The organism is Deinococcus depolymerans (assembly GCF_039522025.1).
In the GTDB taxonomy this organism is placed as follows: Bacteria; Deinococcota; Deinococci; order Deinococcales; family Deinococcaceae; genus Deinococcus; species Deinococcus depolymerans.
On record NZ_BAAADB010000003.1, the window covers coordinates 14,981 to 36,382 of the forward strand.

The 21,402-nt window shown below is 71.2% G+C and carries 21 protein-coding genes and 1 riboswitch; of the genes, 13 read left to right on the forward strand and 8 right to left on the reverse strand.

The genetic code is table 11. The features are described 5' to 3' along the window. Positions 1–38: 38 nt before the first annotated feature. Positions 39–140: riboswitch (TPP riboswitch) on the reverse strand. An 86-nt stretch (positions 141–226) separates the two neighbouring features. The 4 genes from ABDZ66_RS00490 (at position 227) to ABDZ66_RS00505 (ending at position 3,471) form a co-directional block, all read left to right on the forward strand. Next, positions 227–673, forward strand: a complete 447-nt coding sequence (locus tag ABDZ66_RS00490; protein WP_343754899.1) for an NUDIX domain-containing protein — start codon at positions 227–229, stop codon at positions 671–673. 133 nt (positions 674–806) lie between these two features. After that, positions 807–1,274: an NUDIX domain-containing protein gene (locus tag ABDZ66_RS00495; RefSeq protein WP_343754901.1), complete on the forward strand. Its 468-nt coding sequence runs from the start codon at positions 807–809 to the stop codon at positions 1,272–1,274. A gap of 86 nt (positions 1,275–1,360) precedes the next feature. Next, complete coding sequence (locus ABDZ66_RS00500; RefSeq protein ID WP_343754903.1) at positions 1,361–1,855, forward strand: MarR family winged helix-turn-helix transcriptional regulator; 495 nt, start codon at positions 1,361–1,363, stop codon at positions 1,853–1,855. Continuing rightward, positions 1,852–3,471, forward strand: coding sequence for an MDR family MFS transporter (locus tag ABDZ66_RS00505; protein WP_343754905.1), 1,620 nt, complete (start codon positions 1,852–1,854; stop codon positions 3,469–3,471). Before ABDZ66_RS00500 ends, ABDZ66_RS00505 begins: the two co-directional genes overlap by 4 nt. A gap of 70 nt (positions 3,472–3,541) precedes the next feature. On the opposite strand, the gene ABDZ66_RS00510 is transcribed toward ABDZ66_RS00505, so the two are convergent. Continuing rightward, positions 3,542–5,824 carry a DNA internalization-related competence protein ComEC/Rec2 gene (locus tag ABDZ66_RS00510; RefSeq protein ID WP_343754907.1) on the reverse strand — a complete coding sequence of 761 codons (2,283 nt, stop codon included), beginning with the start codon at positions 5,822–5,824 and terminating at the stop codon, positions 3,542–3,544. 34 nt (positions 5,825–5,858) lie between these two features. Continuing rightward, positions 5,859–6,251: a ComEA family DNA-binding protein gene (locus ABDZ66_RS00515; RefSeq protein ID WP_343754909.1), complete on the reverse strand. Its 393-nt coding sequence runs from the start codon at positions 6,249–6,251 to the stop codon at positions 5,859–5,861. A 201-nt stretch (positions 6,252–6,452) separates the two neighbouring features. Between ABDZ66_RS00515 and rpmH the strand changes: the two genes are divergently transcribed. The 4 genes from rpmH (at position 6,453) to yidC (ending at position 9,052) form a co-directional block, all read left to right on the forward strand. Continuing rightward, positions 6,453–6,596, forward strand: a complete 144-nt coding sequence (rpmH, locus tag ABDZ66_RS00520) for a 50S ribosomal protein L34 (protein WP_055362370.1) — start codon at positions 6,453–6,455, stop codon at positions 6,594–6,596. 91 nt (positions 6,597–6,687) lie between these two features. After that, positions 6,688–7,143 carry a ribonuclease P protein component gene (rnpA, locus tag ABDZ66_RS00525; protein ID WP_343754914.1) on the forward strand — a complete coding sequence of 152 codons (456 nt, stop codon included), beginning with the start codon at positions 6,688–6,690 and terminating at the stop codon, positions 7,141–7,143. Then, positions 7,140–7,421, forward strand: coding sequence for a membrane protein insertion efficiency factor YidD (gene yidD, locus ABDZ66_RS00530; RefSeq protein WP_343754916.1), 282 nt, complete (start codon positions 7,140–7,142; stop codon positions 7,419–7,421). Before rnpA ends, yidD begins: the two co-directional genes overlap by 4 nt. Then, a complete protein-coding gene (gene yidC, locus ABDZ66_RS00535) occupies positions 7,418–9,052 on the forward strand; it encodes a membrane protein insertase YidC (protein ID WP_343754918.1) in 1,635 nt (544 codons plus the stop codon). Before yidD ends, yidC begins: the two co-directional genes overlap by 4 nt. Before the next feature lie 199 nt (positions 9,053–9,251). Here yidC and ABDZ66_RS00540 read toward each other — a convergent pair whose 3' ends face one another. From ABDZ66_RS00540 to ABDZ66_RS00555, 4 genes are all read right to left on the reverse strand, one after another. Beyond that, complete coding sequence (locus ABDZ66_RS00540) at positions 9,252–10,262, reverse strand: alpha-ketoacid dehydrogenase subunit beta (protein WP_343754920.1); 1,011 nt, start codon at positions 10,260–10,262, stop codon at positions 9,252–9,254. Then, positions 10,259–11,431 carry a pyruvate dehydrogenase (acetyl-transferring) E1 component subunit alpha gene (gene pdhA / locus ABDZ66_RS00545; RefSeq protein ID WP_343754922.1) on the reverse strand — a complete coding sequence of 391 codons (1,173 nt, stop codon included), beginning with the start codon at positions 11,429–11,431 and terminating at the stop codon, positions 10,259–10,261. The genes ABDZ66_RS00540 and pdhA overlap by 4 nt, the downstream gene beginning before the upstream one ends. Positions 11,432–11,760: 329 nt before the next feature. Then, on the reverse strand, positions 11,761–13,758 hold the full coding sequence (locus tag ABDZ66_RS00550; protein ID WP_343754924.1) for an alpha-amylase family glycosyl hydrolase: 1,998 nt from the start codon (positions 13,756–13,758) through the stop codon (positions 11,761–11,763). Positions 13,759–14,131: 373 nt separating this feature from the next. Continuing rightward, on the reverse strand, positions 14,132–15,010 hold the full coding sequence (locus ABDZ66_RS00555) for a DUF4384 domain-containing protein (RefSeq protein ID WP_343754926.1): 879 nt from the start codon (positions 15,008–15,010) through the stop codon (positions 14,132–14,134). A gap of 374 nt (positions 15,011–15,384) precedes the next feature. Here ABDZ66_RS00555 and ABDZ66_RS00560 point away from each other — a divergent pair, with 374 nt between their 5' ends. Genes ABDZ66_RS00560 through ABDZ66_RS00570 form a run of 3 tightly spaced genes read left to right on the forward strand, consistent with a single transcriptional unit; the run spans position 15,385 to position 18,259 of the window. Next, positions 15,385–15,963: a hypothetical protein gene (locus ABDZ66_RS00560; protein WP_343754928.1), complete on the forward strand. Its 579-nt coding sequence runs from the start codon at positions 15,385–15,387 to the stop codon at positions 15,961–15,963. After that, positions 15,960–17,219, forward strand: a complete 1,260-nt coding sequence (locus ABDZ66_RS00565; RefSeq protein WP_343754930.1) for an ATP-binding protein — start codon at positions 15,960–15,962, stop codon at positions 17,217–17,219. The genes ABDZ66_RS00560 and ABDZ66_RS00565 overlap by 4 nt, the downstream gene beginning before the upstream one ends. A 53-nt stretch (positions 17,220–17,272) precedes the next feature. Continuing rightward, entirely contained in the window at positions 17,273–18,259 is a 987-nt protein-coding gene (locus ABDZ66_RS00570) for a CAP domain-containing protein (protein ID WP_343754932.1), read from the forward strand. Between the two features lie 131 nt (positions 18,260–18,390). Here ABDZ66_RS00570 and ABDZ66_RS00575 read toward each other — a convergent pair whose 3' ends face one another. Continuing rightward, complete coding sequence (locus ABDZ66_RS00575) at positions 18,391–18,981, reverse strand: RNA polymerase sigma factor (protein WP_343754934.1); 591 nt, start codon at positions 18,979–18,981, stop codon at positions 18,391–18,393. Positions 18,982–19,138: 157 nt separating this feature from the next. On the opposite strand from ABDZ66_RS00575, the gene ABDZ66_RS00580 reads away from it, so the two are divergent. Further along, positions 19,139–19,495 carry an FUN14 domain-containing protein gene (locus ABDZ66_RS00580; RefSeq protein ID WP_425544380.1) on the forward strand — a complete coding sequence of 119 codons (357 nt, stop codon included), beginning with the start codon at positions 19,139–19,141 and terminating at the stop codon, positions 19,493–19,495. A gap of 80 nt (positions 19,496–19,575) precedes the next feature. Here the strand turns inward: ABDZ66_RS00580 and ABDZ66_RS00585 are convergent, their stop codons facing one another. After that, positions 19,576–20,577 (reverse strand): LacI family DNA-binding transcriptional regulator, encoded by a 1,002-nt coding sequence (locus tag ABDZ66_RS00585; RefSeq protein WP_343754936.1) that lies wholly within the window; start codon positions 20,575–20,577, stop codon positions 19,576–19,578. A 168-nt stretch (positions 20,578–20,745) separates the two neighbouring features. Here ABDZ66_RS00585 and ABDZ66_RS00590 point away from each other — a divergent pair, with 168 nt between their 5' ends. Continuing rightward, on the forward strand, positions 20,746–21,387 hold the full coding sequence (locus tag ABDZ66_RS00590) for a copper chaperone PCu(A)C (protein ID WP_343754938.1): 642 nt from the start codon (positions 20,746–20,748) through the stop codon (positions 21,385–21,387). The last annotated feature ends 15 nt before the right edge of the window (positions 21,388–21,402 follow it).

The following is a 21,402-nucleotide window of genomic DNA, read 5'->3' on the forward strand; positions in this document are numbered from 1 at the left end:
CGTCACGAGGGGAAGCGGTGGGCCGCCACACGTGGGGTGTGGGCTGCCGGTCACGCTCCCTCCGCCGGTATGACCCGGATCAGGTTCTTTGGGGTCAAGTCTCAGCCCGCCGCTGTCGGCAGGCACCCCCGGTGACGCATCCGGCAGGATAGCGCAGGCCGCCGCGTGGGGGGTGTCCTGCGTCACCTGTTGCGGTTGCGGGGCGCGGCGCGTGCCACGCTGGGCCATGCGGAATCTGCTGGTGTGGGTGGTCGTGCAGGATGAGCGGGGCCGGGTGCTGCTGGGCCGCCGGGACGGATCGGCGTACGGGCACGGGCTGTGGGGCCTGCCGGGCGGGCAGGTGGAGCCGGGCGAGGGTCTGCCGGAGGCGGCGGCGCGTGAGGTGCGCGAGGAGGTGGGCCTGAGCCTGGACCCGACCGGCCTGCGGGTGCTGGGTGTGCGGCGGTACGAGGTGGACGGCGCGCAGGGCACGGACTTCCTGTTCCGCGCGCCAGGGTGGGCGGGTGTGCCGCGGGCGCTGCACAAGACGTCCGGGGTCGCGTGGTTTGCCCCCGACGCGCTGCCGGACGACGCCCTGCCGTGGATCGCGCCGCTGCTGGACGCGCACCTGCGGCGGGGTGTGTGCGTGACCGAGCAGCTGGCCGACGTGCGGCAGGCGCGGGTCCTGGTGTGATGCGGATGCGGTCTGTTTCGTTGACAACCCGGGAAGACACCGGGTTGCCAACTCCGCGTCCGGCATCCGCTGGGCTCCTACTCGCGTCCGCTCGGATTGAACGGGTTGCAAAACCCGTTCAATCGGAGTCCGTATGACCTTTCATCTGGTGGCGTGGGCGGTGCTGCTGGATGACCGGGGGCGGGTGCTGCTGGGGCGGCGCAGCGGGACGTCGTACGCGGACGGTCTGTGGGGGCTGCCGGGCGGGCATGTGGAGGCGGGGGAGACGCTGGCGGGCGCGGCGGTGCGTGAGGCGGCCGAGGAGGTGGGCGTGAGTCTGGACCCGGCGGCGCTGGCCTGCCTGGGCGTGGCGCGCTATGACCTGGACGGCACGCAGGGGCTGGACGTGTTCTTCGAGGCGCGCGTGTGGGTGGGAACGCCGCGCCCGCTGGAGAAGACCTCGGAGGTGGGGTGGTTCGCGCCTGGCGATCTGCCGCCGGACGCGTTGCCGTGGCTGGGTGCGGCGCTGGCGTTGCATCTGCGGGATGGGGTGCGGCTGGCCGAGCAGGTGGACGGCATGGCGCAGGTGCAGGCGTTGCGGCTGGCCCCGACAGCACACTGACGGGTGTCCGGTCGGGTTGGACGGGTGCGCCTCTGTGACGAAAGGCGCGGTTGCATGTCTTTCCATCTGGAATACTTCCAGATGAAATGAGTGCTGCGACTTCCCCCCATCCCGCCCCCGGCACCGGCCCGAGCGCCCCCGACGACGCCCTGTACCTGCTGGTGCGCACCACCCTGCGCTTCTCACGGCGCTTCAAACACGCCCTCGACGAGCCACTGGAACGCGCGCTGGGCCTGAACACCAAGGAACTGCTGGTCCTCGCCAGCATCATGGACGGCGCAGGCACGCCCGGCGCGGTCGCCGCCCGCCAGAACCTGCCCGCCCCCACCGTGACCCGCATCGTGACCAAACTGGTCGGCGCGGGCCTCGTGCAGCGCGTCACGGACCCCGCCGACCTGCGCCTGCAGCGCCTGCAGCTCACCCCGCAGGGCGAGGCCACCCGCGCCCGCACCCGCGCCACCGGGCAGGACATCGTGCAGGCCCACTTCGGGCACCTGCCGCCCGAGCGCGTGCAGGCTGCCCTGGCCGCACTGAACGCCCTGGACGACGCACTGAACGACCCCACCGGAGAACGCGCATGACCCCACCCACCCCCGCCACGCACAGCGGCCTGAACGAACGCGAGAAGATCCTGGCCTTCGTGGGCATCCTGACCGTGCTGTTCCTCTCCAGCCTGAACCTGACCGTCGTCGGCAGCGCCATGCCGCGCGTCATCAGCGACCTGGGCGGCTTCCACCTGTACGCCTGGGCCTTCACGGCGTACTCGCTGGCCACCACCATCACCATTCCCATCGTGGGCACCGTCAGCGACCGCTACGGCCGCCGCCCCCTGATCCTGCTCGGCATCGCCGTATTCACGCTGGGCAGCGTGGGGCTGGGCTTCGTGCAGAACATGGAACAGCTGATCCTCCTGCGCGCCGTGCAGGGCATCGGCGGCGGCACCCTGATGGCCATGAGCTTCACCGCCATCGCCGACCTGTTCACGCCCATCGAACGCGGCCGCTACCAGGGCTACACCGGCGCCGTGTGGGGCGTCAGTTCCGTCGTGGGGCCGCTCGTCGGGGGCTTCCTGACCGACCACCTGGGCTGGCGCAGCGTGTTCTTCGTGAACCTGCCGTTCGCGCTGCTCGCCGCGTACTTCATCTGGCGGTTCTTCCGCCTGCCCGCCCCCGGCACGCGCGGCCACTTCGACGCCCTCGGCGCCCTGCTGCTGGGTGCGTCCGTCACCACCCTCACCCTGGCCCTCTCGTGGGGCGGCGGCACGTACGCCTGGACCAGCCCGGCCATCCTGGGCCTGCTGCTCGGCACCGCCGCGCTGTTCACCGGGTACGCGCTGCACAGCGCCCGCCAGGAACGCCCCATCCTGAACCTGCGCCTCCTGAAGGACCGGGGCATCGCCGTCGCGTCCTTCGCGGGCTTCCTGACGAGTGCGGGCATGTACGCCGCGATCCTGTACCTCCCGCTGTACATGCAGGGCGTGCGCGGCTCCAGCGCCAGCGGCAGCGGCCTGGCCCTGGCACCACTGATGTTCGGCATGATCCTCACCAGCACCCTGAGCGGGCAGATCGTCAGCCGCACCGGCCGTTACAAGAACCTGATCCTGACCGGCGGCCTGGTCGCCACCGCCGCGCTGCTGCTCGCCACCACCCTCGGCACCGACACCCCGCTGCTGCTGGCCGTCGGCATCATGGTCCTGCTCGGTCTGGGCCTCGGCCCCGTGAACAGCCAGCTGACCCTGGCCGTGCAGAACGCCGCGCCCCGTGAACAGCTGGGCAGCGCCACCGGCGGCAACCAGTTCTTCCGCCAGATCGGCGGCACGCTGGCGGTCAGCCTGTTCGGCGCCCTTGTGAACACCCACCTGAACAGCCACCTCGCCGCCAGCCTCCCGGCCCAGGCCCGCGACCTGCCCGCCCCCGTGCAGGACGCCATCGCCAACCCGAACCTGCTGACCAGCCCGCAGGCCACCGCGCAGCTCGGCGCGGGCCTGGGCAAGCTCGGAGACGGCAACCTGCTCCAGCCCATCCTGGACGCCCTGCGCGGCGTGATGGCCGGAGCGATCGATCAGGTGTTCCTGGTCTCCGCCGTGCTGGTCGGCCTCGCCTTCCTCTCCACCCTGATCCTCCCGGAACGCCCCCTCACCAGCCGCGCCGGACTGGCGCCCAGGGCCGAGGACCTGAAAGCCAGCGCCACCGACTGAAGGAATTGGTGGGGGTGTGGGCTGCGGGGAGGAGATTCCCGCCGCCCACACCCCTTATGGCAGCGGCCCCTCACGGCAGCGGCCAGGTGATCGTGCCGTTGCGGTCGGTGCGCCACGCGCGGGTGTGCGCGGCGGCCAGTCTGCCCAGCACGTCCGGGTGGGGGTGACCGTAGGTGTTGCGGCCCACGCTGATCACGGCGTCGGCAGGGCGCGCCTGCGCCAGCAGGGCCTCGCCGGTGCTGTGGCGGCTGCCGTGGTGCGCGACTTTCAGCAGGTTCAGCGGGCCGGTGTTCAGCGCGGCCTCGGCGGGGGCGGGCAGGTCACCCAGGAACGCGGCGTGCCAGTCGCCCACATCCAGGCGGACAGCCACGCTGTTGTCGTTGTCCTCGGTACTCCACACGTTGCCGGGAGGCCACAGGACCGTCAGGGCCGCGCGGCCCGCCTGCACGCGGTCGCCGCGCCGCACCTCGCGTACCGGCACGCCGCGCACCTGCGCCTCGTTCAGCACGGCCGTCAGGACCGGGTCGTCCGTCTTGCGTTGCCCGATCCACAGCTCCCCGACCGGCAGGGCGCGCAGCACGCCGCTCACGCCCTCGATGTGGTCCGTGTCGGCGTGCGTGGCGATCACCACGTCCAGTTTCCGAACGCCCAGCGCCCGCAGGGCCGGGACGACCGTGCGCCCGCCCACGTCGTAGTCACTGCCGACCGAGCCGCCCGCATCGATCAGGACCGTCAGGCCCGGCAACCTTAGCAGCGTGCTGTCGCCCTGCCCCACGTCCAGGAACACGATGTCCTGCGCGGGCCGCACCCAGCCGGGCAGCGCCGTCAGCAGCGTGCCCGCCAGCACCGCCCCCACGACCGCGCGGCCCGGCACGCGCCCCAGCAGCCACAACCAGCCCGCCCCGGCCGCCGTGACGAACGCCACGAACCCCGCCGGGCCGATCACGCCCCAGCTCAGGACCGGCGCCTGCCCGAACGTCTGCGCGACCAGCAGCAGCGCCGACGCCAGCGGCCCGTTGATCAGGTTCAGCGGCGCGGCCAGCGGCCCCAGCAGCCCCGCCAGGAACCCCAGCGGAACCAGCGCCGCCATGATCACGCCCGCCACGAGGTTGGCGGGCAGGCCCACCAGCGGCACCTGCCCGAACGTGCCCGCAATGACCGGCAGGGTGCCCAGTTCCGCCAGCACGGTCGCCGCGACCGCCAGCCGCAGCGCGTGCGGCCAGCGCGCCGGCAGCCGCCCGGCCAGCCGCGCCGAGCCGGTCAGGGCCAGCACCGCCAGGAACGACAGCCCGAAACCCAGGTCCAGCAGCCACAGCGGGAACAGCAGCAGGCACAGCAGCGCCGCCAGCGCGATCAGGCCCAGCGGGTCGGGCCGCCCGCGCCCCACCGCCAGCGCGACCAGCGCCACGCCGCCCATGATCACCGCCCGCGTGATGCTCGGGGACGGCTGCACCAGCAGCAGCAGGTACGGCAGCAGCAGCGCCGCCGGCAGCCCGTAACGCCACGCGGGCGGCGCCCCGGCGCGGATCAGCAGCCACAGCAGCACGCCCGTGATCAGCGCGACGTTCTGCCCGGACAGCGCCATCAGGTGCGCCAGTCCCGCACGTGAGAAGGCGTCCCGCACCGCGTACCCCCCGGCGAACTCCTCGCGGCTGATGTCGGCCCGGTCGCCCAGTTCGATCGCCTGCATCAGCGCCGCGCGCCGGTCGTCCAGTCCGGCGCTCAGGCCGCGCCGGAACCAGCCGCGCAGCCCCCGCCCCGGCGTGTGCGCCTGCACGCGCGCCGCGACCAGCACCGCGCCCGGCGTGGGCAGCAGCAGCCCACCCTGGGCGCGCAGCCACGCCGCCTGATCGAACCCGCCGGGCGTGCGCCGCCCCTCCGGCGCGACCAGCCGACCCGACACGGTCAGTTGCCCCGCGCCCTGCGTGGGTTTCGGCGCGACCGCCACCCGCGCGCGCGGCTCACGCAGCGTCAGGAACTGCCCGTCCCACTCGCCCTTCAGGGTCACCTGTGCCCCCAGCCACGGCGTCATGGGGTCCGGGCGGGCCAGCACGGTGCGCGCCGACAGGAACCCCGCTCCCACGCCCGCCACGGCCAGCCCCAGCAGCAGGCCCCGGCGGGGTTCACGGCACGCCAGCGCCCCCAGCAGCCCACCCAGGCCCGTCAAGGACAGCAGGCCGGATTCACTGAAGTCCAGCGTGACCCCCAGCGCCAGCAGGATGCCCGCGATCACGCCCAGCACCGCCGGAACCGACCACGCCGTGCGGGCCGCCCGCGCCGCCGCCAGCGCTGGCCTGGGCGCCGCCTCCACGTGCGCGCGGCCCAGCGGACCGGGTGCGTGCCGTCCGCTCACGCGGCCCCCGGCGCCGGGGGCCGCCCCCACCCGGTCAGAACGTCACCAGCGGGGTCAGGGTCTTCAGGGCGGCCGGTCCGACGCCCTTGACCCGGTCCAGGTCGGCCAGCGAGCGGTACGGGCGGCCCGCGATGATCTTCGCCGCCAGGGACGGCCCCACCTTCGGCAGCGCCTCCAGCTGCTCGGGCGTGGCGGTGTTCAGGTTCACCCGCCCCGAGATGAGTGGCTGCACGCTGGCCGTGACCGGGTAACTGGGCGGCTCCTGGGCGGCCCTGGCGGCGGGCAGCGCGGCGGGTGGCGGGAGGTTCACGCGCGTCACGGCCGGCACCTGCGGGCGCGGCAGGAGGGCCGGGCCCAGGCTCAGGGCCGCGCACAGCAGCGTGCCTGCGGTCAGCAGGGCCGTCCAGCCCCGGTCGTTGCTGATCATGAGGTCAGCTTAGTGGCGCGGCCCGCTGCTGTCGCGCGACGATGCGGTCCGCAGCGCCGTGCGCCCGCGCACCGTCCGCCTCTTGGACGCTGCTGGCCTTCCGTGATACACTCCCGGAGTTTGCCCTCCGCAGGGGGGCGCTATCGCGTGAGGCTGCCACGACCCCAGGAGAGGGGCAGTTCCGCGAGCAAGGAGAGCACCATGAAGCGTACCTACCAGCCCAACGTCCGCAAGCGGGCCAAGACCCACGGCTTCCGCGCCCGCATGAAGACCAAGTCCGGCCGTAACATCCTCGCGCGCCGCCGCGCGAAGGGCCGTCAGCAGCTCACCGTCTCCGACGAGTAAGCCCCTGCCTTCAGGAGCGACCCCTATCGCCCGTGCAGTTCAGTCCAGCGCCACGCAGGAACGGCCCCGCCGTCCGGTGGCGCTGGATTCGTTGCGTGGCGACCGCGAATTCCGCAAGGTCCGCAGTCACGGCCTCGCGGTCCGGGACCCGCTGTTCACACTGCGCGTCACCGAGTACCGCCCCCGCCACGGCGAGACGTGGCGACCCCGCGCGATCATCGGCATCGTGGTCAGCAAAAAGACCCTGAAGCGCGCCGTGGACCGCAACCGCGCCCGCCGCCGCGTCCGCGAGGCACTGCGCACCCTGCCCGGCGGCCTGCCCCCCTGCCGCGCGATCCTGCTGCCCAACCCGGCCGTCCTGACCGTGCCGTTCCCGCAGTTGCAGGCCGCCCTGGTCCGCGCGCTCTCCCGCGCTCCGGGCCGCGTGAAACGCGGCGGTTCCGGCAGCAGGCAGGGCGGCGGGAACGCCGCAGGCCCACGGGACGTACCTGCTTCCGTGCAGACCGACCGCCCCGCCAGCCCACCCACCCCGGACGGGTCCGCGTGAACAACCCGGACGCACGGCCAGCCGGGGGACTCGCGGCCCGCGGGCTGCTCCGCGCCGTCCGGTACTATCAGGCGGCGCTGTCTCCACGCAAACCCGCGCCCACCTGCCGCTTCACCCCGACCTGCTCGGAGTACGCCGCGCAGGCCATCGAGCGGCACGGCGCGCTGCGGGGCGCGTGGCTGGCTTCCTGGCGCGTCATGCGCTGCAATCCACTCGTGCCGGGCGGGTTCGACCCGGTGCCCGAGCACTTCCCCAAAAGGCGACCCCACACCCCATGAAGACAAGACACCTGCTTCCCCTCGTGGCCGTCGGCGGCGCGCTGCTCCTGAGCAGCTGCAGCCAGACCGGCCCCCTTCCCACCTTCGGCAAGGCCATCTCGCCCGAATGGATCACCGCCGACTTCGACGGTCAGCCCGGCGACGAGTTCATCGCGACCAGCAACCTGCAGGACGTGGTGTTCAACGCACGCGGCGAGATCATCGGCTGGTACATCAAGAGCTACGCCGGCACGCCGTACCTCAAGAAACGCGCCGACGGCACCTTCGACTTCAGCACCCTGAAAGACCAGAAAGGCATCGTGAACATGGTCGCCGGCCGCAAGGCGCTGGCCGTGCAGGCCGAAGGCACGCTCGACCCGGCCGCCGACGCCCAGGTGACCGCCCCCACCGGCCTGACCACCGACGTGACCGCCAACCGCCAGGACGCCGTGTTCCGCTACGAGCAGGGCGGCGTGACCGTCACCAAGACCGTCACCCTGCACCCCCGCAACTTCAAGGTGGACCTGAAGACCGAGGTCACGGGCGGCCCCGACCGCGTGAACATCCTGTTCCCCGGCCTCGGCAAGGCCGACAACCCCCGCGTGCAGGCCCTCGCGCAGAACGCGCCGCAACCGGCCGCCGTGCAGGGCAGCGGCACCCTGGTCGTCGAGAACATCCGCTACGCCGCCCTGCAGGAAAACCCCAGCCAGGTCGCGCACGCCCTGATCATCCAGCCGCAGACGACCGCCAGCGCCAGCGCCGCCGCGCCCGGCAACGAACCCGCCGCGCCCATCAACGCCACCCTGACCGGCGGCGCGCAGGGCCTGATCAGCGCGTCCGTGCCCGCCAGCAGCAACCTGGAAATCTACGGCGGCAAGAACGAACTGATCCACCTGTACCAGAGCGGCTACACCACCCTGCCCGGCCTGTTCCAGCCGAACTTCTTCGGTCAGATCAGCCTGCTGATCGTGAAACTCATGGAGCAGCTGTACAAGGTCATCGGGAACTGGGGCCTGGTGCTGGTCGTCCTGACCGTCCTGCTGCGCGCCGTCATGTGGCCCCTGATGCAGGCGCAGGGCCGCACCACCGCCCGCATGCAGGTCATGCAGCCCAAGATCAAGGAAATCCAGGACAAGTACAAGGACCGCAAGGACGCCGACTCGCAGCGCGCCATGCAGACCGAGATGGCGCAACTGTACCGGGATTACAACTTCAACCCGGCCGGGTGCTTCTCCACGTTCATTCCGTTCCCGGTGCTGATCGCCCTGTGGTCCACCATCCGCAACTTCGAGTTCGACAGCGGCTTCCTGTGGCTCCCGGACCTCGCCATTCCCGACCCGCTGTACCTGCTGGCCGTCGTGTACCTGATCGTGAACATCGGACAGCTGTACGTCATGACCCGCAAGAACCCGGACATGTTCCGCCAGCAGGCGTTCATCTACCTGATCTTCCTGTACTTCGCGCTGACCTTCCCGGCAGGCGTGACCATCTACATCATCCTGTCCACCCTGATCGGCATCGGGCAGCAGATCCTGATCAACAAGCAGGTCGAGAAGGAAACCGCCACCATCGGCCAGAAGGTCGAGAAGGCCCCTACCCGCCCCGCCGGCAAGAGCAAACCCGGCAAGACCATCGACGCACCCAAGAAGTAAACGCGTTGTACACAGCAGGCCCCGACAGGTGAACGTCGGGGCCTGCTTCTATAGAGCCGCGTTACAGCGCCGTGAGCCCCTGCCGGGCCTCCGCGTAGCCGGGGCGCAGGCGCCGCGCCGGCCGCCCACACGGATTCCGTTTGTTTCGTTCACAGATCGGTGAAGTTCCGGATTGTCGGCGAAACAATCGGAGTCCGCATCAGTAGTCCATGACCTGCCGGATCGCCTTCGCCACGCGGACGGGGTTGGGTCGGTACACGTCCTCGACGGCGGTGAAGGGGGGGTAGGGGGCGTCGAAGCCGGTGACGCGGACGATGGGGGCGCGGAGGTGTTCGATGGCTTCCTCGGCGATGACGGCGGCGATTTCACTGTGGAAGCCGGCGGTGCGGGGCGCTTCGGTCACCACAACCACGCGGCCCGTTTTCGCCACGCTGCTCAGGATGGTGTCGGTGTCCATGGGAACGAGGGTGCGCAGGTCGATGACTTCCACGCCGATCCCGGCCTGACGGGCGGCAGCGGTGGCTTTCTCGGCGACTTCGACCATGCCGCCGTAGCAGATGACAGTCACGTCGTCGCCTTCGGTGACGAGGCGGGCCTTGCCGATGGGGACGCGGTAATCCCCGACCGGTACGTCTGCCTTGGTCGAGCGGTACAGTTTGATGGCCTCGAAGAAGAACACGGGGTCCGGGTCGTTGATGGCCGAGAGCAGCAGGCCCTTGGCGTCGGCGGGGGTGCTGGGGATGACGACCTTGACGCCGGGGGTGTGGGCGAGGATGGCTTCGGGGCTGTCGGCGTGCTGTTCGGGGGTGTGGACGCCGCCGCCGTAGGGGGCGCGGATGACCATGGGGAGGTGGTAGCGGCTGCGGGTGCGGTGGCGGTAGCGCCCGAGGTGGGAGAGGATCTGGTCGAGGGCGGGGTAGAGGAAGCCCGCGAACTGGATTTCCGCGACGGGTTTGAGGCCCGCGAGGCCCATGCCGATGCCCATGCCGACGATGCCTGCCTCGGCGAGGGGCGTGTCGAACACGCGCGCCTCACCGTACTTGGCCTGGAGGCCGTCGGTGGCGCGGAACACGCCGCCCATGACGCCCACGTCCTCCCCGAAGATGTGGACGGTGTCGTCGGCGCCCAGGGCGATGTCGAGCGCGTCGTTGATGGCGGCGACCATCGTCATGTTCCTGGTGCCGGTGGGGGGGGTGGCGGTGGCGGTCATGCCTGCTCCTTCTGGTCGTGCGCGTGTTCGGCGAGGATCTCTGCGCGCTGTTTTTTCAGTTGGGGGGTGGGTTCGGCGAAGACGTGGTCGAGGATTTCGGCGGGGGTGGGTTCGGGGTAGCTGTCGGCCTCGGCGAGGGCGGCCTCGAATTCGGCGGCGATTTCGGCGAGCATGTCGGCCTCGCCCGTTTCGGTCATCAGCCCTTCGGTCAGCAGGTGGGCGCGCAGGCGTGTGACGGGGTCCTTGGCGTCCCAGCCGGCGTTGTCGGCGTCCGTGCGGTAACGGGTCGGGTCGTCGGCGACGGTGTGCGGCTTGACGCGGTACGTGACGGTCTCGATCAGGGTGGGGCCGCCGCCGCTGCGGGCGCGGTCCACGGCCTCGCGGGTCACGTGGTAGGTGGCGAGGGCGTCGTTGCCGTCCACGCGCACGCCGGGGATGCCGTACCCGTCGGCGCGGCGGCTCAGGTCCGTGGCCCTGGTCTGGTGGCGGGTGGGGACGCTGATGGCCCAGCCGTTGTTCTGGAGGATGAACACGCATGGGGCGTTCAGGGCTCCGGCGAAGTTCAGGGCCTCGTGGAAGTCGCCCTCGCTGCTGCCGCCGTCCCCGATGAAGGCCATGGCGACGTTGCGGGTGCCCTGTCGCTGCTCGGCGAGGGCCGCGCCGACTGCCTGCGGGTACTGCGTGGCGATCGGGATGTAGAACGGCAGGACCTTCAGGTCGGCCGGCATGTGCCACCCGTGCGGGCTGGTGCGCCAGTACGCGAGGGTCCGCGCGATGGGCAGGCCGAGCGTGAGGGCCGCGCCGGTGTCGCGGTAGGTGGGGAACAGCCAGTCGTCCTTCGTGAGGGCGGCGGCGGTGCCGACCTGGCTGGCTTCCATGCCGCCGAAGGGTGGGAATACGCCCAGGCGGCCCTGGCGGTACAGCACCCAGCCGCGCTCGTCGAAGTGCCGGGCGCGGCGCATCTGGCGGTACAGGTGCAGGCGCGTGGCGGGGTCGGGCAGCAGGTCCGGGCGGACGACCGTGCCGTCGGGCGCGATGACCTGCAGCATGGTGCCGGCCTGCTGCCCGGCGTCGTAGGCGGCCTCGGCGGCGGCGTAGGCGACCTCGCTGGATTCAGGGCGGGGGCTGGATCCGGGGTGGGGGGCTTGCGGGGTGGGTTCGGGGCTCATGGGAACTCCTGGGAGGGCAGGGGGGCGGGAACGGGGGCGAGGTCGCCGGGGGTGGGGCCGCCGGGAGCAGGGCCGCGGGTCGGGGCCGTTTCAGGGCGCGCGGCGCTGGTTCAGCAGGCGGTCACTGCGCGCGGGCAGGCCGGGGATGGGGCAGGGCAGGGCGTCTGGCATGGGGGGTGGGGAGGGGAGCGGCGCGTCTCCCCGGGCAATGTTGAAGTGCCTCCCAGCGTAGCAGCCGGGAGGCACCTGTTCCAAACGGGCGTTCGTTTTTACCCTGCGGCCCGCGCGGCTGGGCCGGACAGCCGGCCGGGCCTTATGCGGAGTCCGTATTACTGCCAGTTGCCGCCGTTGTACGTGGCGCTGCCCGAGGCGGGCGTCGTGTAGGTGCGGTTGCTGCCGCCCTCCCAGGTCAGGCTGGCTCCGCTGTCGCCGGGTTTCTTGATGAACTTGAACTGCGCCGCCACGCTGGGGGGCAGGCTCACGGTGGTCTTCCAGGTGCAGGTGCTGCCCACGCAGCCGCCCGGCGTCATGGCCAGCGCCGAGGCGGTGTTCCACGCGCCCAGTTCCGGGCGGTCCCCGACGAGGTACACGTCCTGCCCGAAGAAGGTGCTGGCCGACACCTGGAAGGTCACGCTGACGGCCGTGCCGCCCGTCCCGCCGGTGCCGGTCGCGCCGGCCCGGTAGATGCCCATCTTGCCGGCCCCGATGGTCACCGGGAGTTTCCCGGCCGTGACGGTCGCGCTGGCGGGCGCCCCCTCGGCCAGCAGGTCGTTGAAGACGGTGCCGTTACTCAGGGCGCTCTTGTCGGCCGCGCTGATGCCGGCGTTCCCCTGAAGGTCCAGGTTCACGCTCGCGGCGCTGGACGAGGTGTTCACGACGACCACGACGCGGTTGGTGCCGCTGCCGCGGTAGAAGGCGTACACGTTCTGCCCGCCGTTGGGGCGCCACAGTTCGGCGTAGTTGCCTTTCCACAGCGCCTCGTTCGCCTTGCGGATGCCCGTGAGTTTGCGGGTCAGGTCGTAGGTGTTCTTGGGGGTGCCGCCGCCCGCCACGAAGTTCGCCTGCGCCGCGCCGCGCCCGGTGTCGGTCCAGGCCCAGGCGGGCATGTCGCGGCGGTTGTCGGGGTCGGAGGCGCCGTACATGCCCAGTTCGTTGCCGTAGTACAGCTGCGGGATGCCGGGCAGGGTCATCAGCAGGCCCAGGGCGTTGCCGTAGCGGGCGCGGATCTCGGTCTCGGCGACGCCCACGCCGGGTTCGTTCACGAAGCGGGGCACGTCGTGGTTGTCGAGCAGGTTCACCTGCAGCAGCGTGCGGTCCAGGCCGAAGGTGGTCAGGGTGTCCTGCATGCGGGACGCGAGGCCGTCGAGGCTGCCGCCCTTGCCGACCGAGTCCACCATGGCCTGGCGCAGCGGGAAGTTGAACGTGGAGTCGAAACCGGCGTCCAGGTAGGTTTTCAGTTTGCCCAGGTTGCCCGAGTCGAAGACCTCGCCCAGCAGGAAGGTGTTCGGGCGGGTGGCCAGCACGCCCGGCACCCAGGAGTTCTGCCAGTAGCTGGTGGGGGCGTGTTTGACGGTGTCCATGCGGATGGCGTCGATGGCGTACGTGCCGGTCCAGCTCTTGCTGAGGTTGGTGAGGTAGGTGGCGACGGCGCTGTCTTCCTGCCGGAAGTCCGGGAGGCCGGCAAGCGGGCAGACGATGTCGTCGCCGGTGCAGTTGCCGTGGAACCAGGAGGGGTTCTGGGTCGTGATGCGTGCGCCGTACCCGGCGTGGTTGACGACCATGTCCATCATGTACTTCTGGCCGCCGGCCTTCAGGTCGCTGATCAGGCCGCTCAGGTCGGTGCCGGTGCCGAATTTGGGGTCGAGGGCGGTGTCGTCGGGGTTGGTGTAGTCGGGCCAGTAGCCGTGGTAGCCGCACTGGCTGCCGTTGACGATGCCGACCTGCCGGTAGACGGGGGTGGTCCAGACGGCGGTGGCGCCCAGGTCGCGGATGTACCCGAGTTTGTTGCGCAGGCCCTGCAGGTCGCCGCCGTGGAATTTGGTGGGGCTGGCGGGGTCGAAGCAGTTGGGTTGTCCCAGCGTGTCGTTGGAAGTGTTTCCATTCGAGAAACGGTCCGGCATGACGAGGTAGATGACCTGTTGCCGCCAGGCGTCGATGTTCGCGCCGCTGATCGCCTGGGACTGAACGGGGACCGTTTTGGAAACGGTTCCAGGCTGGGTCGGCGTGAGCTGTGCCGGAGCGGGCGCCTGAGAGCAGGCGGACAGGAGCAGGGCCGCCGACAGCGCGCCCCCGATCCCGGTACGGGCAGGAGAGACAGCACGTTTCATGGTGAAACCTCCAAAAGAGTGCTCCGCCACAGCGCGGAGCGGGTGGAATTCAATTGTGGTGCCTGCCCATCATAATGGTCAGCCCAGGCCGGAATGCAAGGGGAGGGGCCAGTCTGAACCGACTGACCCCTCTAGACAACAGGTTGGAATTCGCTTGCATCCGGCCCCTCATGCAGACCCGGATGGAACGGGTTGGCCAACACCGTTCCATCCGAGCGAAGCGACCCGTCGGGCGGCTCCGCCGCGTGGGACCCCAGAGGAGTGCCGGGCGTGACGTGAACGGATCGGCGGTGTTCCAATCCGTTCACGAAACCCGCGCGGCCCGGTCCAGAGGCGGCGGGGGGAATCCCCCCCGCCGCCTCTGAAGACCGGCTCAGCGCCGCTCGACCGTGATCTCGGTGCGGTTGCCCTTGCGCTTGACCTTCAGTTCAGCCTTGCTGCCATCCGCCCGGCGGAACTCGCTCTCGATCTCGCTGTTCTTCACGCGGGTCTCCACCAGCACGTACCCCTCGCTGCGCAGTTTCGCGGCGTACGCGTCGTGCTGCCCACGCAGGTCCGAACGGCTGTCCACGGTGATCCGCCACTCACGCTGCGCGCCCCAGGGACTCGTGACCACCGGCGCCGGGCTGGGCGTCACGGGACGCGGCGCACTGACCGCGCGGCCCGCCACGGCATAGAAGGCCGTATCGGTCACCCAGGCGTTCTGGGGCAGGGGCGTCACGACGATGCTCAGCGCCTGCGCCAGCCCCTGCTGCCCCGTGACCTTCACGCTGGCGAAACTGTCCTGCCCGGCCTTGAACGTCGCGATCTGATCGAGGTTCAGCGGCGTGCGGCTGGCCACCGCCAGCACCTTGTTCACGCCGTACGGCGCGGCGATATCGAAGCTGAAGGGATCCCCGGCCGCCGGGAACGCCTTGACCACGTTCGCCTTCAGGAAGTTCGCGCCCCCCTGGTACCGGTTCGGCAGGATCAGGTCCACCTGCCCCTGCGGGTCCACGTTGAACAGGTACACGTACGCGTCCTGGTTGACGCTGGTGTACAGGCGGATCTTCTCGCCGGGCGCGTAGGACGGCGTGGCGCGGCCACTGCTGTCCCGGTCCGTCCAGACCTTCACGCTCAGGTCCGACACCACGGGATTCACGATGATGCTCTGGGCGCTCAGGTTGGGTGCGGCCCGCGCCGGTCCCAGGGACGACACGGCTGCCAGGGCGGCCGTCACGGTCAACAGGTGCTGGATACGGAAGAAAGTCATGCCGGCAGTGTGCGCCCCCCGTGTGACGCCCACCTGACCCTTCTCCCCCCGTCCCTGCGGGAAGTTCTCACCTGCCCGTCAGTCAGCGCGCCGAGCCGGCCCTCCGGATCCCCGGAAGTCCCAGCCGGCCCCGGACGATGGAAAGGCACCTGATACGGCCGGCCTTCTGGTTCGTTCACACTCCGCCCACCCACCGGGTTGCCAGCGTCACGCCCGGCAGTCCTCTGGGGTCCCACGCGGCGGATCCGCTCTCCGGGGCGCTTCGCTCGGATGGAACGGTGTCGGTCAACCATGCAATCGGAATCCGTATCACAAAGTAAATTCTGTTCACCGCCGCCTTGTGATCCGCTCATGCAGCCACTAGACTGACCTGCGTGTCCCCCCGCAAGCCACACTTCCTGACACGCCCACACGTGTGGCGCCTGGGACTATCGGCCGTGCTGATCCTCGCCGCCAGCCGCGCCGGCCAGGCCGGACCGCTGCAGCTCAAGCCGCGCCCGCCGGCCTTCACCTACGTCCGCGCCGCGCAGGCCACCCCCAGGGTCCAGCCGGGTGAACGCCGCGCGCTGACCATCAGCACCGGGCACAGCGACCTGAAACTCACCCTCGGGCAGCTTCAGGCCATGCCCGCCGTGCGCTACACCACCCCGCACCCGCAACTGAAACGCACCTTCACCTACGAGGGCGTCACCCTGCGGGACCTCGCCGCGCGCGGCGGCTTCCTCGGCCGCGACCTGCGGGTGTACGCCTCCAACGGCTTCGCCAGCACCATCCGCGCCGACGACTACATGAACTGGCCGATCATGCTCGCCTACCGCGCCGACGGCGCACCCATCCCCATCCTGCAAAAAGGCCCGCTGACCGTCGTCCTGCCGGAACGCCCGGAACGGTTCCACACGGGTGAGTACTCGGCCGCCTGGGTGTGGTTCGCCGAGCGCATCGCCCCGCAATGACGCCGCCCGCTCCCGAACGCCGCCGGATTCCCCCGCGCCTGCTGCTGCTGGCCCGCGAACTGCTGCTGGCCAGCCTGCCGGGCGTCCTGACCACCACCGTCCTGCTGACCACCACCCTGCCCGCCTACACCGCCCTGAAAAACAACGGCAGCGGCTGGAGCCCCTACGCCTACCAGGGCTTCGTGCAGGACGTGATGCAGTACCAGGTTTCCCGCCACCCGGACGTGCCGGCCGAGGAACGCCAGCAGCGCCGGCTGGAGGCCCTGTCCAGCGCCCTGAACCGCGCGCAGTTCGCGCTGCTCGACGACGTGGAACGCCTGGGTGAACGCCGCCTGTCGGTCGTGGCCCGCAACCTGCAGGAGGACACGGCCGCCTCGGCCGAGCGGGCCGCGCAGGAAGCGATCGGGCTGAACGTCCAGGCGAACGAGTACGCCAAGAGTCTCGGCATCCGCTACCAGCAGGAACTCGCGCGGCTGCGGTACGCGCTGATCGGCACGTCCGCCCTGACCGGCCTGCTCAGCGCGCTGCTGATCCTGCGGGCACTGATGTTCTGGCGGCGGGAACACCTGCGCATGCGCCTGCGCGAGGAGCGGCAGCTGGAAGCCCTGAACCTCGCCAGTCACGAGATGCGCCGCCCCCTGCAGACCCTGCTGCTCGCCAGTGACCTGCTGCGCCGCGCCGAGACACCCGACCAGCAGCAGCGCCTGCTGGCCATGATCGAGGACAGCGCCTCGCAGATCTCCAACCGCGCGGACCTGAGCCGCCTGAACGACCTGTACCTCGACGTGACCCTCCACCCCCAGCGGACCGACCTGCGCCCGCTGGTGCGCCGCTTCGCGTCCGCCCGCGTGCACGTGGTCACGCCGGAAACGCCGGTCCTGTGGCCGGTGGACAGCGGCCGTTTCCGGCAGATGATCGAGAACCTCACCGAGAACGCCCTGAAGTACACCGACGGCCTGGTCGAGGTGACGCTCCTGACCCCGCAGGGCCGCCCACAGGTGCAGGTCCGTGATTTCGGTCCCGGCATGAGCCCCGAACTGCAGGGCCGGGTCTTCCAGCCGTACGAACGCGGCCCGGTGGGCCTGCGCGGCGGGCAGGGGCTGGGCCTGCCGCTGGTGCGCCGCTACGCCCGCGCGCACGGCGGGGACGTGACCATCAGCCACCCGCCGGGAGGAGGGCTGATCGTCACCCTCACGCTCGGAGACCCCGCCACCCACCTGCGGGCCGCGCCCACCCCCAGTCTGACCACGACCTGACGAACCGGATTTCCGCACAGCGCCCCGGCTCGCCGCCCCGTACGCTGGACTGCGTGATCCGCCGCTCCCGCCTGCCCCGCCTGCTGCTGGGCCTGCTGTCCGTCCTGTCCGCCCCGGCCGCCCATGCGCAGGGCACGTTCCGCATCGGGTACAGCGCCGAGGCCGAACGCCGCGCCCCGCTGACCGTCACCTACACCGCCACCTTCCCCGCCGGCCACACCGCTCGCTGGTCCTTCGGGGACGGCGGCGCCGCGCAGGGCGCGCAGGTCACGCACACCTACTACCGGCCCGGGACCTTCACGCTGGTCGCCACGCTCGTGGACGCGCAGGGCCGCGAGGTCAGCCGCGCCGAGACCCCCATCGAGGTGCGCAGCGGCGGACCGGAACGCGCCGACCTGACCGTCCTGCACGCCCCCGGCAGCGTCCGCATCGGCGCGGCCGGCAGCGTCCTGTACCACCCGGAACCGCCGCGCGTGCTGCTCGACGGCCGCGAGGTCGGCCCCGGCCCGCTCCCCCTGACCGCCGGCCCGCACGTGGCGCAGGCGCAGGCCACCGGCAGCGCCGGGCAGAGACTGGAACGCCGCCTGACCCTGAACGCCGCGCCCTTCCAGACCAGCGCCGCCTTCGACAGCGAGGTCCTGCGCCTCACCAACCGCGCCCGCGCACAGGGCTGGAACTGCGCGACGCTGCGCCCCGGCGGCCCCGCCCTGCCCCCCCTGCTCCCGCACCCGGCGCTGGACCTCGCCGCGCAGGGACAGTCGGCCGCCATGGCGCTGTACGGGTACTTCGACCACACCAGCGCCCTGGACGGCAGCAGCCCCCTGCGCCGCGTGCAGACCGCCGGCCTGAATCCCGCCAGTGTCGCCGAGAACATCGCCGCCGGGCAGACCACGCCTGCCGAGGCGGTGGACGGCTGGCTGCGCAGCCCCGGCCACTGCCGCAACATCATGGGGAACTTCACCCTGATCGGCCTGTCGTACGTCACCCGCCCCGGCAGTCCCTACACCCGCTACTGGACGCAGGTGTTCGCGCGTCCCTGAACCCGCCGCGTGACCGGTGGGCGCCGGCCTTTGCGGCAGGAACCCGCCCAGCTCCTCCTCTGCGGAGCAGCTCTCCGAGTCGCATCCGCTCGGATTGAACGGCTCTGCAAGCCATTCAATCGGAGTCCGTATCAGTTGACGTCAGCGACGCTCTCCAGCAGGTCCGCGAGCTGCTCCTTGGCACGGAACACGCGGCTCTTGGCGGTGCCGAGCGCCACGCCCTGAATCTGCGCGATCTCGTCGTAACTGAGGTCCTCCACGAAGCGCAGCACGACCGCCTCGCGGTACTCGGGCGGCAGTTGCAGCAGGGCGCGCTGCACGCGGTCCTGCGCGTCGGCACTCTCCGCCGCCTGCACCGGGGACCGTTTCTGGCTGGTCACCTCGAAGCCCACGTCCTCGCGCGCCTGCTCCAGCGAGAAGCGCTGCAACTGCTTGCGGCGGTGAGATTCGATCTGCGTGTTCCGCGCCACCTGATACAGCCACGGCAGCACCCGCTCGCCGGGCCGGAAGGTGCGGATGCTGCGCCACGCCCGGTAGAAGACCTCCTGGGTCAGGTCCAGCGCGTCCTCGCTGTTGCCTTCCAGGCGGTACAGGTACCCGTACATGCGGCCCTCGTACTCCTGCACGAACTCGAACCACGCGCGTTCCTCGCCGGCCGTCAGCCGCTCCAGCAACTCGGGAGAGAGGAGGTCGGCGGGCACAGGCTCGGTCGGGAGGTCCACAGTGCTCCTACCATAGCGCCCCGCACCCGGCCCGCGCACCGCAGTCTGGGTTCCCGGCAGGTCGCGTCACCGGCCCCCGCTCCTGCGCTAGGATGCGCGCCACCCCACCGGCCGCGCGGCCGGCGCACCGCCCACCCCGCCCATGACGATTCCCCCCGTGACTCCCCCCGCTCCGGCCCTGCCCGGCGTCTCCTCCCTGAGCGACACGCTGCGCGCCATGCTGCCCGACCTGAGCGTGGGCGCGCTGCTGGGGTTCGCGACCGGCGTGGCGCTGCGCCACATCGGGCGGGTGGTGCTGATCGTGCTGGGTGTCCTGTTCATCACGCTGCAACTGCTGTCGTACTTCGACCTGATCACCGTGAACTGGCTGCGGGTGCAGGCGCTGTCCGAGCCGTGGCTGCGGCAGGGCAGCGAGCAGGGCGGCGCGTGGCTCACGCGGGTCCTGACCGCCAACCTGCCGTTCGCCGGGGCCTTCACCGCCGGCCTGCTGCTGGGCCTGCGCGCCAGGGTGTAGAGAGTGAATGGTGGATGGTTGATAGAGGGGTGCGTCTATCAACCATCCACGTGCAACCATCAACGTTCGACCATCGCCCCTTACGCGCTGCCGCGCACGATCAGGCGCGGTTCGAAACGGCGGGCGCGGGGCGGTCCCTTGTAGCCGTTCAGGCGCGAGAGCAGCAGCTGCGCGGCCTCGTAACCCATGCTCTCGACCGGCTGGTGCAGGGTGGTCAGGCCCCGCTCGGCCGCCCAGGGCTGGTCGTCGAAACCGATGACCCGTACGTCCTGACCGATGCGCAGGCCGCGCAGACGCACCTCGTCGAGCAGCGCCCCGGCGAGCATGTCGGCCGACGCGAACACCGTGCAGGGCAGCCCGGCGGCCTGCGCGTCGTCCAGCAGGGTCGCGGCGGTGTTGCGGGCGGCCAGCGAGTCGAAACTGGAGGTGTACTCGGCGCGGACGCTGCGCCCGGCCGCCTGCACCTCGCTCATGAAGCCGCTGCGGCGATCCTCGAACACGCGGGTGGTGAACAGCTGATCGAGTTCCGTCTCGACCCACACGGCGTACAGCTGTCCCGGGAGTTTCGCGGCGTACTCGCCGGCCAGGCGGCCCCCGGCAACGTTGTCCATGAACGAGGAATCCACGTTGTCGGCGTACGCGTCGACGAGGACGGTCGGTTGCTGCGTGCGCAGGCGGCGTTCGTGGAACATCTGCGTGAGGTTATAGGTGGCCATGACCAGCCCGTCCGCCTGGTACGCCAGGGTGTGGGACCCCAGGTAACGTTCCAGGCGGGAGCGGTCCAGCAGCGGGAAGATCGCCACGTCGTACCGCGCTTCCTGAAAGGCGCTTTCCAGGCCGTCGAGGAGCCGCACGTAGAACTCCGTGGTGAGGACCGGCAGCAGGACGCTGATGGTGTAGCTCTTGCCGCCGGCAATGCGCCGGGCGTGCGGGTTGGGCGTGTACTCGAGGTCCGCGATGGCCTTGAGGACGCTCTCGCGCGTGGCTCCCTTGACGGCGACGTGGTTGTTCAGCACCCGTGAAACGGTGCCGACGCCAACCCCGGCCTGCCGGGCAACATCCTGAATGGTGGGTTTCCGCATGGTCTTGGCCTCACCATACTCCCTTTATGGAAAGGGTTCCACAGGGGGACGGGCGGCGCGGCCGGCCCGGCCGGGGACAATGCGGCCCCCGGGCGCGGCCTAGACTGCCGCTGAAGACCGCCGGCCCGGCCCCGTGTCACGGCCACGCCGGCCGCCGAAAGGAGTGTCATGACCCCACCCGTTCCTCCACGCTGCCCGCGCACCCCCCCTGCGGTGCCGCTGGCCCTGCTGGCCCTGCTCACCCTGAACGCCTGCGGGCCCGGCGCGGCCTCCGAAACGGCCGCCGGCACGCCGGCCAGCACGCAGACGGCCACACCGGCGGCCCCCACCACCCACGACATGGGCGCGATGGCCCACAGCGACGCAGGGCACGGTGACCTGACCCACGGCGCGACCCACGGGAAGCCGGTCGCCGCAGACGCAGCCCCGCAGACCGCCGCGCCGCTGCCCATCACCGTCAGCGGCGGGCGCGTGGTCGCCGTGCCGCCCGGCGTGCGGGACACCAGCGTGTTCGCCACGCTGACGAACACCGGGCCCGACGACATTCAGCTGAGCGGCGTGAGCAGTCCCGCCGCGACCGGCGGAACGCTGATGGTCACCCGCACCGACGCGGCCGGCCTGACCGGCATGAGCGCCGTGGACACCCTGACCGTCCCCGCCGGCGGCACCCTGACCCTCAGCGACACGGGCGACCACCTGATGCTCAGCGGCCTGAAAGCGCCCCTGCAGGAAGGCGAACGCCTGAGCCTCACCCTGACCGACACGCAGGGCCGCGCCCTGACCCTGGACCTCCCGGTCCTGAAACCCTGACACCCGCCCCGGAGA

Bases quoted from the DNA above. Each gene is read 5' to 3' on its own strand.
- ABDZ66_RS00490 (WP_343754899.1), top strand. From the start codon at position 227: ATGCGGAATCTGCTGGTGTGGGTGGTCGTGCAGGATGAGCGGGGCCGG.
- ABDZ66_RS00585 (WP_343754936.1), bottom strand. From the start codon at position 20,577: ATGCGGAAACCCACCATTCAGGATGTTGCCCGGCAGGCCGGGGTTGGC.
- pdhA (WP_343754922.1), bottom strand. From the start codon at position 11,431: ATGAGCCCCGAACCCACCCCGCAAGCCCCCCACCCCGGATCCAGCCCC.
- rpmH (WP_055362370.1), top strand. From the start codon at position 6,453: ATGAAGCGTACCTACCAGCCCAACGTCCGCAAGCGGGCCAAGACCCAC.
- ABDZ66_RS00590 (WP_343754938.1), top strand. From the start codon at position 20,746: ATGACCCCACCCGTTCCTCCACGCTGCCCGCGCACCCCCCCTGCGGTG.
- ABDZ66_RS00500 (WP_343754903.1), top strand. From the start codon at position 1,361: ATGAGTGCTGCGACTTCCCCCCATCCCGCCCCCGGCACCGGCCCGAGC.
- ABDZ66_RS00515 (WP_343754909.1), bottom strand. From the start codon at position 6,251: ATGATCAGCAACGACCGGGGCTGGACGGCCCTGCTGACCGCAGGCACG.
- ABDZ66_RS00550 (WP_343754924.1), bottom strand. From the start codon at position 13,758: ATGAAACGTGCTGTCTCTCCTGCCCGTACCGGGATCGGGGGCGCGCTG.
- ABDZ66_RS00495 (WP_343754901.1), top strand. From the start codon at position 807: ATGACCTTTCATCTGGTGGCGTGGGCGGTGCTGCTGGATGACCGGGGG.
- ABDZ66_RS00540 (WP_343754920.1), bottom strand. From the start codon at position 10,262: ATGACCGCCACCGCCACCCCCCCCACCGGCACCAGGAACATGACGATG.
- yidC (WP_343754918.1), top strand. From the start codon at position 7,418: ATGAAGACAAGACACCTGCTTCCCCTCGTGGCCGTCGGCGGCGCGCTG.
- ABDZ66_RS00565 (WP_343754930.1), top strand. From the start codon at position 15,960: ATGACGCCGCCCGCTCCCGAACGCCGCCGGATTCCCCCGCGCCTGCTG.
- ABDZ66_RS00505 (WP_343754905.1), top strand. From the start codon at position 1,852: ATGACCCCACCCACCCCCGCCACGCACAGCGGCCTGAACGAACGCGAG.
- ABDZ66_RS00555 (WP_343754926.1), bottom strand. From the start codon at position 15,010: ATGACTTTCTTCCGTATCCAGCACCTGTTGACCGTGACGGCCGCCCTG.